This window comes from Candidatus Cloacimonadota bacterium, from assembly GCA_021734245.1.
Classification (GTDB): Bacteria; Cloacimonadota; Cloacimonadia; order Cloacimonadales; family TCS61; genus B137-G9.
In genome coordinates this window covers 25,387-36,848 of sequence record JAIPJH010000018.1, presented here as the reverse complement: position 1 = coordinate 36,848, position 11,462 = coordinate 25,387, and the positions used below count along the sequence as shown (strand labels likewise).

Below are 11,462 nucleotides of genomic sequence, written 5' to 3'. Positions count from 1 at the left end.
TTCTCCCCTGTTTGAGGGGAGATGCCGAAGGCAGAGGGGTAAATAATGAAAATTCGATTTTCAGCTTGCTGAAATAAATTTAGCGAAATACACCTTGGCTCTGCCACGGTGATAGTCAAATTTAAGAATTTTCTTTATTTTTAAAATGAATTTTTGATGGATTTAAATTGAGTTTGACTAACTTTATCATTTTAATAACTCAACCCGATAATAAATTATCAAATATAGCATATTCCTGCTGCCATGTATTTTTTACCAATACTATCTAACTTTTATGTTTTCAGTCATTTAAATCCTTTCAATCGTATTTGGCATAACAATTGCCTGAAAAATATAAAAAGTAAAGGAGATATTGAAAAATGAAAAAATCATATAGTTTCCCTATCCTAATTCCAATTATGGCATTCGCATTCGCTGCAGCGCATTTAGCCTTAGAGCACTTTACTGGAGGTGTTAGAAGCCACCATCTCATCAATAATCCTGAACTTCCAGCAATATCCAATTGGTTTGAACTGATTACCTTGCCTATCCTTGGTATGGTTTTTGGCTACAGAATTCGCTCTTATCCAAATACAACACGTTGGGCTGGAATACCACTTAACTTACTTTTTGCCTTTCTGTGTTCCTTAATCTATGGTGCGATTTTAGCTGCATCATTTATATTTGGAGCCGAGAATCTAACAAATATTGTATTTATAGGACTATTGATTTCTGGATTGTTGTTTCCAGTATACAAAATAGAATATGTTATTGGTTTTGTAGTAGGGATGACTCCTATTATTGGTGGAGTTCTTCCTTTGATCTTTGCCTTGTTTGTAGCAGTTATTTCTTTCGTTGTTCGGTACATATTCATTAAAGTAGCAGGAATTTTTCGTAAAGATAGTATGAAAAAAACTAAGATAAAAGAATAATATCAAGGAGCAGTAACTATGCAGATAACAAAAGCTGAACAATTAATGAAACAAGGTTACGTTTGAACAGAAGCGGTACTTCTGGCAGTTTGCCAGGAATTTGATTTGAAGATCGATAATGAAATCATCCCAAAAATTGCTTTTGGCTTTGCAGGTGGAATAGGCAACACAGGTGATGTTTGTGGTGCTGTAGCTGGTGGAGTTATGGCTATTAGCTACAAAAAAGAACGTGGTTCTACAATGGAAGAAGCATTTCAAACTTTAGGAGTAATTCAAGAGTTTCGTCGTCGTTTTGAAGCTGAGAAGAATACTATTTCTTGTCGGGAGTTAACTGGTTTGGATCTAAGTACACAAGAAGGCTTGGAGCAATCTATGAAAAATAATACTGCCCAAAACGTTTGCTTTCCAGCGGTTGGATTGGCTTATCGATTGGTAGTAGAATTATTGAAGGAAGCTTAAGAAGTATAAATTTTATAATCCATAATTAGATTTAACTGAAAAATTGACCAAGATCAATGATATAATATTTTTTTATTGCATCTCACATCAAATTGTTGGAAATTGTTCACGATAAAAAAACAAATGAGGTGAAATATGAAATATATCATTATTTTGGGTGACGGAATGGCAGATCATCCCATCGCAAAACTGAATGGAAAAACTCCGCTGATGGCAGCGCAAGTAGAAAACATGGATAAATTGGCAAGAATAGGAAAGACCGGAATGTTTCAAACTGTTCCGCTTGATATGCCGCCCGGCAGCGAAGTTGCAAATCTGGCAGTTCTGGGTTATAATGTGCACAAAGTTTATGAAGGACGCGGTGTACTGGAAGGTGCCAGTATGGGAGTTAACATCGAAGAAGGCGATCTGGCGATGCGCTGCAACTTGCTGTGCATTGAAGATGGCAAGATCAAAAATCATTCTGCAGGACATATTTCCACAGAGGAATCTCACGTTCTTATCGATTTCTTAAATGAAAAGCTGGCCACTGATAAGATCAGGTTTTATCCCGGAATCAGTTTCAGGCATCTGCTTGTAGTTAAAGGTGGAAACAATGATCTGAAGTTCACTCCACCGCATGATGTTCCGGGAACTGCCTTCAAAGATGTAATGATCGAAGCTATTAGCAACGAAGGTGAAAAAACAGCAAAACTGCTTAACGATCTAATTTTAAGATCACAGGAAATTCTAAAAGATCATCCCATAAATAAACAAAGAATTACGGAAGGCAAAGATCCGGCGAATTCAGTTTGGTTCTGGTCTTCCGGCTACAAACCCGAAATGAAAACTCTAAAAGATAAATACAATGTTTCGGGAGCTGTAATTTCTGCCGTGGATATTATAAAAGGTCTGGGAGTTTTTGCTGGAATGGATGTGATCGAAGTGGAAGGTGCTACCGGGCTTACAGATACAAATTATGAAGGAAAAGCCGAAGCTGCTGTGAGAGCACTGAAAGATCACGATCTGGTTTATCTGCACGTGGAAGCTACTGATGAAGCAGGTCACGCTGGTGATGTGGATCTAAAAATTCTGGCTCTGGAATTTCTGGATAAACGAGTTGTGAAATACGTTTTGGAAGAAACAGAAAAAATGAACGAACCAGTATCACTTGCACTTCTACCCGATCATGCTACACCTTGTGAAGTTCGCACCCACACTCATGATGCGATTCCGTTCGTAATTTACAATCCAGAAATAAAACCTGATGATGTGACTGAATACAACGAAGAATCTTGTAAAAATGGTGGATTTGGAACAATAAAGGAAGATGAATTCATCAGGATATTATTGGGAAAAATCTAGTTTTTAGCTTCATCCTGACGACTCTTTTAGCTTTTCAGTGGAAGGATCTTGTGGATTTTTTTTCTTCTCGTTGTGGAAAAGAGATTCTTCATACCTGTACCGGCGAAGTGGCACGAAGCTGTAAGAACAACCTCTGTAAGATCCTTCAGAATAGGGCAAAGCCCTTTTCTTTTGATCATTCTTGAATCCCCGCGCTGAAGCACGGGGCTATTCATTTCGGGCTCGAGGTCACTGAAGTAACACAATAATTGACTTAAGAACCTAAAGCATCAAGTATTGTTAAACCCAGTCCACAAACTTGTCATCCTGAGCTTGTCGAAGGATAAGGCATAATCAATTATGTCATACCTTATCCTGCGATGAATTCAGATATTTTAAATAAAGGAGAATACGATGCTATTCGAGGAAGGATTGTACCATTTCTTACGTAATGAAAAAATTTGATAATAGATAATAACAAGCAAAAATATTCATTGAATCTCACTCAAAATAATATCAGTTGACATCTGGGCTTTATCCCAAAATTTATCTTATAAATTATTATAAAAAAATAAAGGAGTCAATTATGGCGAGAATGACTGTTGATCCCAATTACTGTAAAGGCTGTGGATTGTGCATTGCTGCCTGTCCCAAGAAGATCATCAGATTTTCTGAGAAAATCAATCAAAAGGGCTATCATTATGCGGAATGCTTCGATCAGGATGCATGTATTGCCTGTAAACTTTGCTACACTACCTGTCCTGATGTAGCGATAAAAATCGAAAAATAATTAAAAATATATTGGAGGAATTTATGGGTGAAAAGGTATTGATGAAAGGTAACGAAGCAGTTGCTGAAGCTGCACTCAGAGCAGGCTGTCGGCTCTACTTTGCTTATCCCATCACCCCACAAAGCGAGCTTATCGAATACATGAGCCGCATGATGCCCAAAGCGGGTGGCACATTTGTGCAGGCCGAAAGTGAACTGGCTGCCATAAATATGGTTTATGGTGCTGCAGGTTGTGGAAAACGCGTTATGACATCTTCATCTTCTCCCGGCATTTCATTGAAGATGGAAGGTATTTCTTATCTTGCAGGAGCAAATCTTCCAGCTGTAATCGTAAATGTGCAGAGGGGCGGTCCCGGTCTTGGTGATATTCAACCTGCTCAGGGAGATTATTTCCAGGCTACAAAAGGTGGCGGACATGGTGATTATAAACTTATCGTATTAGCTCCCAGCACAGTGCAGGAATTTGCTGATATGGCCGATCTGGCTTTTGAACTGGCAGATAAATATCGCAATCCTGTGATGCTGCTTTCCGATGGACTTCTGGGTCAGATGATGGAACCGGTAGATTTTAAACCTCAGAAAACTAAAGAAGAACTGGAAGAACTTAACAAACAACATTACGATTGGTGCATGCATCCAAACGAAGATGAACCAAATCATCATCATCATGAAATTAATTCTCTGGAAATCGATCCTGTTGTATTGGAACAGCATGTTATCAAACTTGGAAAGAAATATGACAAAATAGAGGCAAACGAAGTTCGTTATGAAGAATACATGGTAAATGACGATATTGAATATCTCATTGTTGCCTTCGGAACAGCTGCCAGAATCGCAAAAAGTGCAGTTGATGAACTGAATGCAGAAGGCATTAAAGTTGGTCTTTTCCGTCCCATCACAGTTTGGCCGTATCCTTATGATGAAATTGCCAAATTAATTACACCGAACATCAAAAAGGTTCTGGTTACAGAATTGAATCTTGGTCAGATGGTGGAAGATGTGAAACTGGCTGTGTGTGGTAAAGTTCAGGTAGAATTCCTGGGAAAAGTTGGCGGAATTCTGTTCACACCGGACGAAATAAAAGATAAAATCAAGGCAATATAGGGAGGAATCATGAAAGTAATAGCTCAAAGACCAAATTCATTAACAGACCTGAACTTCACATATTGTCCGGGTTGTACTCACGGTATTTCTCATCGCCTTATTGCTGAAGCGATGGATGAACTTGATATGCGCAATAACATGATGGGAGTTGCTCCTGTTGGTTGTTCCGTATTTGCCTATAAATTCTTTAATTGCGATATGGCTGAAGCTGCTCATGGAAGAGCTCCAGCAGTTGCTACAGGCATGAAAAGAGCACGTCCTGATATGCATGTGTTTACATATCAGGGAGATGGTGATCTGGCTGCAATCGGAACTGCGGAAATCGTTCACGCAGCAAATCGTGGAGAAAATATAACTGTTTTCTTCGTTAATAATGCAATTTATGGAATGACAGGTGGACAGATGGCTCCAACTACACTTCCGGGAATGAAAACATCAACTTCACCTTACGGAAGAGATGAAAAAGACATCGGTTATCCAATCAAAGCATGCGAACTTTTAGATTCACTGCAAGCACCCTATTATATCGAACGTGTATCTCTTCTTTCACCGCAAGATATATTGAAAGCAAAAAAAGCAGTTTTAAAAGCAATGAAATACAATAAGGAAGGAAAAGGATTTACTTTTGTGGAATTTGTTTCTACCTGCCCTACAAACTGGGGAATGGCTCCATCTGATGCACAGAAATGGGCTAAGGAAAATATGTATGAATATTTTGTAGTGAAGAAATTCCGAGATAAAGGCGAAGAGGGAGGTAAATAATGAAAGTTGAACTTATCTGCTCAGGATTTGGTGGACAGGGCTCCCTTACAATTGGAAAATTTCTGGCAAAAGCTGGTATGCAGGAAGGCAAAAAAGTTTCCTGGCTGCCATCCTACGGACCGGAAATGCGAGGTGGAACCGCTAACGTTTCTACTGTGATTTCCGACAAACCGATCGCTTCTCCATTGGTAACTCATCCCGATATTCTTATCGCTCTCAATCAGCCATCCGTAGATAAATTTGGTCCGCTTATTAAGAAAGGTGGATTGATGATAGCCAATACCGATATGTGTCCTCACAAACTCGATCGTGATGATATCGATGTGGTTTACGCTCCCATGAATACAATTGCTAACGAAATCGGAAGTGCTAAAGTTTTGAACATGGTTGCAATTGGTGTTGTTATCGGAAAGAAGAATCTGGTAGCATACGAAACGATTGAAGAAGATCTTACTAATTACCTGAAAGAAAAAAATCCAAAATTATTGGAAGGAAATTTACAAGCCATTAAACGTGGCATGGAAATCGGAAAGGAAAATTAATATTAAAATGGGCGGTCGTAAGATCGCCCATTTTTTATTTAGGAAAGTCTCTCTTTAAATTTCGGAAACTTTATAAAATTTATGAAAAAAATAATTCCAGTTCTAATATCTCAAATTTTAATTTCCTGCTACTTCAATTCACAAAACAGAGAATATCTTCCCGTCTGGTGGGAAAAGGAAGAACCCGGCTATGTTTGCAGTTATGGAATCGGTGTTAACGATAAAGAGCATATTGCCCGTTTAGCTGCCCAAAACGATGCTTATTATAACTATCCAGATATAATCACAAAATATATGAACGATTTCGTTGCAAAAAACTGCATCGAACCTGGTGATGAGCAGATCCAGAAGAAACTCGATAGGATCTTTCTCAATTTTAATAATTACTACACAAATATCAAGTCGCCGGCAATATCTGTAGGTTTATCCGAATCTATAGAACTACGATTAAAAGGGAAGAAACACTTCAAATATTTTGTTCAGCTGCAAATTTCGGATACAGATTTACATGCAGCTTTCGTGGAATATCTGGAAACATCTGACCTTTACATCTTACCGAAATTGAGACTTGTTTTGAAGGAATGTTTTAGTTAGTATCACGTTCACTCCTGAACGTGCCCAATGTTTTAGTTAGTATCACGTTCACTCCTGAACGTGCAAAAAAAAGATAAGCTCAGGCAGGAGTGCCTGAGTTACATCAAATCCTTCACAGTTATCACTTCTTTCTCTTCATCCAGCCAGCTGAGTTTCACCTCTCCCACAAAAATTGTGTGGTCTCCGCTTTTTACCTGCGTTACAACTTTGCATTCAAATGTAGCTTTAGCATCTTTTATAATCGGGTATTTATCCAGTCTGCCTGCAAACCATTCGTGGCCGCCAACTTCCAGTTTATCAAGATCTCTGCCGGATTTTGATCCCCACAACTTTACAGCTTCTATCATCTGGTTGGAAGGAAAGCAGAGATTGAAAAAACGATTCTGCTGCAGACATTCGTGTGAATAACGTGTGTGTCCGATGGAAATGGCAAACATAGGCGGTTTGATGGATGTTTTCATATACCATTCCAAAGTTATCGGATTAAATTTACCATCTTTATCTTTCACGATCGCAACCACTACTTTTGCCGGATGTTTGGTTTTGGAATTTGCTTCTGAAAAATCTGTTCGTTTCATGTTTAACCTCTTTGTTTCTTTATTCAATCAAATATGTTGATCGTAATTATGCTGTCAATTTCTATATGTTTCATGTATTTCCCGGAAAATATCCATTTTTCAGTAATCAACAAAAAAACACTATAATTTCATTTTTTTCAAGCCCCTGAATTTTTAACCTGTGAAATCAATTCAATTTCACTGGGTTATTCTTAAAAAAAACAAGCAAAGCCTTTTATAGTAACCATTTCAATCGAAAGAATTCCTCGCTGCTTTGCATCGGGGTTTTCCAAATTTTCTCCCCTGTTTGAGGGAATATCCGGCATTTGCCGGAGAGGGGTAAATAATGAAAATTCGATTTTCAGCTTGCTGAAATAGATTTGGCGAAATACCTCCGGAGATAGTCAAATTTAAGAATTTTCTTTATTGGTTTTTATTTTTTGCAAACGGTTGAAATCGTTGTCCGATATATTTCTCGTCTCAAGATTCCCACGAATAAATTCGTGGGCTTTATTGGATAAGATTTTAGACGGTCAAAATAGAAATGATTTTCCTATTATGCTCAATCGTTAAAAAGGTTCACTTGAATGAAAGCTTCAAAGAAGCCGTTTTCAAGGTGCTGCCGAGCCAGATTCTCAAAGGGCATCGAGGGGGTTCGATTGTGACTTTGCCGCATTCCAGCAAATGATTGATGCAATCCATATTATATTTTTTGTTTTATTTCCACGGCATCTCATGTTCCTTCTTTTCGAATGTGATGAGATGAGAAGGACAGCAGGATGAGTAAAATATCATTGACTCTCAAAAAGCTCATAATAATTTGCCGATAAAATATTGATGTGTATTAAAATATATTAGATAAAGGAGCTATGATGAAAAAAGCTATATTAATATTTGCGATTGCAATGCTGCTGCTTGCAGGTTGCGGACAAAAGCAGAAAACTGAAAATGATGTAACCGAAGTGATCTTCTGGCAGGCAATGGGTGGTCCTTTGGGTGATGCTTTAGCTGAATTGATAAAAAAGTTTAATGATACTCATCCAGATATTCATGTAACTTCCATCAACATGGGAAATTACACTGCACTATCTCAAAAGTTGATGGCTTCCATTCAAACCGGAAACCAGCCGCATGTGGCACAAGCTTATGAAGCCTGGATCTCCAATTTCATCGATGGTGAAGTTATCATTCCGATAGAAGATTTCATTGCTAAAGATCCCAATTTTGGAAAAGAAGAATTAGCAGATATTTACCCGGTATTCATCAAAAGCAATACAATGAACGGAAAACTGGTGTCTTTTCCCTTCAATAAAAGCGTGCGGGTTCAATATTACAACAAAGATATCCTTTTCCAGAATGACCTCGATCCCAATATTCCTCCTAAAACCTGGGAAGAATTTTTACATTATTCAGATCTCTTGACTCAAGACCTGGATGGTGATGGTAAGATCGACCAATACGGCACAACATTGAAGATAAGTGCCTGGCAATTTGAAAATCTGCTGCTTCAAGCCGGTGGTGAGATCATGAACGAAGACAATACCAAACCGCTTTTCAATAGTAAAGAAGGCGTAGAAGCTCTGGAATATCTGAACACACTTCTTAATGTGAATAAATCTGCTTATCTTTCACCGGGATATGAAGGACAAAAAGATTTTACAGCACGTAAGATAGCTTTTTATGAGGATTCCAGCGTTTCGATGGCTTATATGCTGCGGACAGGAATCGATTTTAATCTGGGAATTTCTGCGATTCCTATTAAAGAAACCAAAAGAAATATCATCAGTGGTACAAATGTGGTGATCTTTGATTCGGAAAATGATAAGGTGGAATGGGCTGCTTGGGAATTTGTAAAATGGTTTACCGAAGCTGCTCAAACAGCTCGCTGGAGCGAACTTACATATTATATGCCGGTGCGCAAAAGTGCCTTCCAGGAAGAAGCTATAAAAAAACGATTGGAGAGCAATCCTGAAATTGCATCTGTTTATGAACAATTGGAACATGCTACTTTTGAACCTCAGATCAGTGAGTGGTTTGAAACGCGTAAATATCTGGAAGAGCAGGTTATTGAAAAAGTGCTGAGGGGAACTCTTAAACCACAAAAAGCTTTGGATAACGCTGCCAAGATGATCAAAGAAAAGATTGCAAAATCTAAAGAATAGAGTAATTTAGAATAAACTCCCCTTGGAAGGGGAGATGGCTCGATGTCATCCTGAGTGATTACGAATTTTTCAGGATTGTAGCGAAGGATCGAGAAAGAGGGGTTTTAAGTTTTTAAAATTGATTTAGAACACAAAGAAAAACCCCCCTTAAATTCCCCTTACGAAGGGGAAAAATACGGAATTTAAAAATGATGGAGGTACAGGAATGATTCAACAGCAGGTTGAACATTCGTTTATTACACCTTTGATGTGTAATTACTAAAAAAAACAAAAAACACATTAAAGGAGAAAAAATGAATATAAAAATTAAATTTCCGGATGGTTCCATAAAGGACTTTCCAAAAGATATTAGCCCGTATGATGTGGCAATGAGCATCAGTCCGGGTTTGGCTCGCAATGTTGTTGCAGCCAGAGTTAATGATAAGTTAATCGATTTGAATGCTCCAATTGGCGAAGATGCATCGATCGAACTTTATAAATTTGATAGTGAAATTGGCAGAGAAGTTTACTGGCACAGTACTGCACATCTGATGGCGCAAGCAGTACAAGAGCTTTTCCCGGATGTAAAAGTAACTATCGGTCCCGCAATCGAGCAGGGATTTTATTACGATTTTGATAAAGAAGTTCCTTTCACCGATGCTGATCTGGTCAAGATCGAAGCAAAAATGAAAGAGCTTTCTAAGCAGAAATTGGAATATAAACGAGAAGAGATCACCCGTGAAGAAGGAATTAAGAAATTTGCTGATATGGGTGAGAGCTACAAAGTTGAGATATTGAATGAAATTCCTGAAGGTGAGATCATTTCGCTCTATACTCAGGGAAAATTCACCGATCTTTGTCGAGGACCGCATCTGCCAAATACTGGTATGATCAAAGCTGTCAAGCTCTTGAAAACTTCCGGTGCTTATTGGCGAGGTGATGAGAAAAACAAGATGCTGCAGCGAATTTACGGCATCAGTTTTCCTTCCAACAAAGAACTGAACCAATACCTGGAAATGCTGGAAGAAGCCAAGAAGAGAGATCATCGCAAGCTTGGAAAGGAACTTAATATATATTCCATTTCCGACGAGATCGGACCGGGTCTTGTAATGTGGCATCCCAATGGAGCTTTGATGCGTTCTGTGATCGAAGATTATTGGAAAAAGCGTCACTTTGAAGATGGTTATGATGTAGTAAATACTCCACATATCGGAAAGAAAGAATTGTGGGAAACCAGTGGTCATTTGCAGTTTTATGAAGAAAGCATGTACAGCCCAATCGTGGTAGATGAAAAGGAATATTATCTAAAACCGATGAATTGTCCTTTCCACATTGCTATTTATCAGTCGGAGAAGCATAGTTATCGCGATCTGCCCATAAAAATGGCAGAAATGGGAACTGTTTATCGTTACGAAAAATCAGGCGCTCTGCATGGTTTAATGCGGGTGCGCGGCTTCACTCAGGATGATGCCCACATCATCTGCACTCCTGAGCAGCTGGATGATGAGATTATGAATGTTTTGAAGTTTTCGATCGATATTCTGAAAGCTTTCGGTTTTGAAAATATGGACATTTATCTTTCCACCATGCCGGAAAAAGCAGTGGGAGAAAAAGCAGATTGGGATAAAGCAACTTCTGCTCTGGAAAAAGCTTTGAAAGCCGAGAACATCGATTATAAAGTTGATGAAGGTGGCGGAGCTTTTTACGGTCCGAAAATAGACATCAAGATCAAAGATGCTTTGAACAGGAGCTGGCAATGTTCCACTATTCAATTCGATTTTAATTTACCGGAACGTTTCGGCATGGAATATATTGGAGCAGATAATCAGCCGCATCGACCCTTCATGGTGCATCGTGCTCTGCTGGGTTCGATGGAAAGATTCTTCGGAACTCTGATCGAATATCATGCCGGTAATTTCCCGCTCTGGTTATGTCCTGTTCAGGTGGAAGTGATTCCGATTTCCGAACATTATGAAGAATATGCCAGGGAAGTTAATTCCAAGCTGAAAGCTGCTGGAATTCGTAGCGAAATCGATTTGCAGAATGAAAAGATCGGCTACAAGATCCGTGCTGCTGAAATGCGCAAGATTCCTTATATGTTCATCGTGGGAGCAAAAGAACAGGAAAGCGGTAAAGTATCTGTCAGATGTCATGGTAAAGGTGATCTGGGCAGCAAAGAACTGGCTGAGATCACTGCAGAAATTAAACAGGAAAACGACGAAAAGAAATAGAAGTGAATAATACCTTGCGAAGGTTTTCAACCTTCATACTTGTTCGACC

10 protein-coding genes and 1 pseudogene are annotated in these 11,462 nt (G+C 38.8%); 10 read left to right on the top strand and 1 reads right to left on the bottom strand.

From position 1 onward, the window contains the following. The first annotated feature begins 359 nt into the window (after nucleotides 1-359). The 8 genes and pseudogenes from K9N40_04620 (at nucleotide 360) to K9N40_04585 (ending at nucleotide 6,484) form a co-directional block, all read left to right on the top strand. Complete coding sequence (locus K9N40_04620) at nucleotides 360-911, top strand: hypothetical protein (GenBank protein ID MCF7813742.1); 552 nt, start codon at nucleotides 360-362, stop codon at nucleotides 909-911. 69 nt (nucleotides 912-980) lie between these two features. Continuing rightward, nucleotides 981-1,370, top strand: a pseudogene (locus tag K9N40_04615) (C-GCAxxG-C-C family protein). 135 nt (nucleotides 1,371-1,505) lie between these two features. Beyond that, the gene (locus K9N40_04610; GenBank protein ID MCF7813741.1) at nucleotides 1,506-2,714 is read left to right on the top strand and encodes a cofactor-independent phosphoglycerate mutase; all 1,209 of its coding nucleotides are present in this window, start codon (nucleotides 1,506-1,508) and stop codon (nucleotides 2,712-2,714) included. A 565-nt stretch (nucleotides 2,715-3,279) separates the two neighbouring features. Then, entirely contained in the window at nucleotides 3,280-3,483 is a 204-nt protein-coding gene (locus tag K9N40_04605) for a ferredoxin family protein (GenBank protein ID MCF7813740.1), read from the top strand. 23 nt (nucleotides 3,484-3,506) lie between these two features. Beyond that, the gene (locus K9N40_04600; protein ID MCF7813739.1) at nucleotides 3,507-4,586 is read left to right on the top strand and encodes a 3-methyl-2-oxobutanoate dehydrogenase subunit VorB; all 1,080 of its coding nucleotides are present in this window, start codon (nucleotides 3,507-3,509) and stop codon (nucleotides 4,584-4,586) included. 9 nt (nucleotides 4,587-4,595) lie between these two features. Further along, nucleotides 4,596-5,348, top strand: a complete 753-nt coding sequence (locus tag K9N40_04595) for a 2-oxoglutarate oxidoreductase (protein ID MCF7813738.1) — start codon at nucleotides 4,596-4,598, stop codon at nucleotides 5,346-5,348. Then, entirely contained in the window at nucleotides 5,348-5,890 is a 543-nt protein-coding gene (locus K9N40_04590; protein MCF7813737.1) for a 2-oxoacid:acceptor oxidoreductase family protein, read from the top strand. The genes K9N40_04595 and K9N40_04590 overlap by 1 nt, the downstream gene beginning before the upstream one ends. A gap of 81 nt (nucleotides 5,891-5,971) precedes the next feature. Next, nucleotides 5,972-6,484, top strand: a complete 513-nt coding sequence (locus K9N40_04585; GenBank protein MCF7813736.1) for a hypothetical protein — start codon at nucleotides 5,972-5,974, stop codon at nucleotides 6,482-6,484. A 98-nt stretch (nucleotides 6,485-6,582) separates the two neighbouring features. Here the strand turns inward: K9N40_04585 and K9N40_04580 are convergent, their stop codons facing one another. Next, nucleotides 6,583-7,062 carry a flavin reductase family protein gene (locus K9N40_04580; protein ID MCF7813735.1) on the bottom strand — a complete coding sequence of 160 codons (480 nt, stop codon included), beginning with the start codon at nucleotides 7,060-7,062 and terminating at the stop codon, nucleotides 6,583-6,585. Between the two features lie 848 nt (nucleotides 7,063-7,910). Between K9N40_04580 and K9N40_04575 the strand changes: the two genes are divergently transcribed. Beyond that, nucleotides 7,911-9,203, top strand: coding sequence for an ABC transporter substrate-binding protein (locus K9N40_04575; protein MCF7813734.1), 1,293 nt, complete (start codon nucleotides 7,911-7,913; stop codon nucleotides 9,201-9,203). Nucleotides 9,204-9,496: 293 nt separating this feature from the next. Further along, nucleotides 9,497-11,413, top strand: coding sequence for a threonine--tRNA ligase (gene thrS / locus K9N40_04570; protein MCF7813733.1), 1,917 nt, complete (start codon nucleotides 9,497-9,499; stop codon nucleotides 11,411-11,413). The last annotated feature ends 49 nt before the right edge of the window (nucleotides 11,414-11,462 follow it).

What these genes read in the sequence shown, in the direction of transcription:
- K9N40_04620 (MCF7813742.1), top strand. Translation starts at nt 360, where the DNA reads ATGAAAAAATCATATAGTTTCCCTATCCTAATTCCAATTATGGCATTC.
- K9N40_04610 (MCF7813741.1), top strand. Translation starts at nt 1,506, where the DNA reads ATGAAATATATCATTATTTTGGGTGACGGAATGGCAGATCATCCCATC.
- K9N40_04605 (MCF7813740.1), top strand. Translation starts at nt 3,280, where the DNA reads ATGGCGAGAATGACTGTTGATCCCAATTACTGTAAAGGCTGTGGATTG.
- K9N40_04600 (MCF7813739.1), top strand. Translation starts at nt 3,507, where the DNA reads ATGGGTGAAAAGGTATTGATGAAAGGTAACGAAGCAGTTGCTGAAGCT.
- K9N40_04595 (MCF7813738.1), top strand. Translation starts at nt 4,596, where the DNA reads ATGAAAGTAATAGCTCAAAGACCAAATTCATTAACAGACCTGAACTTC.
- K9N40_04590 (MCF7813737.1), top strand. Translation starts at nt 5,348, where the DNA reads ATGAAAGTTGAACTTATCTGCTCAGGATTTGGTGGACAGGGCTCCCTT.
- K9N40_04585 (MCF7813736.1), top strand. Translation starts at nt 5,972, where the DNA reads ATGAAAAAAATAATTCCAGTTCTAATATCTCAAATTTTAATTTCCTGC.
- K9N40_04580 (MCF7813735.1), bottom strand. Translation starts at nt 7,062, where the DNA reads ATGAAACGAACAGATTTTTCAGAAGCAAATTCCAAAACCAAACATCCG.
- K9N40_04575 (MCF7813734.1), top strand. Translation starts at nt 7,911, where the DNA reads ATGATGAAAAAAGCTATATTAATATTTGCGATTGCAATGCTGCTGCTT.
- thrS (MCF7813733.1), top strand. Translation starts at nt 9,497, where the DNA reads ATGAATATAAAAATTAAATTTCCGGATGGTTCCATAAAGGACTTTCCA.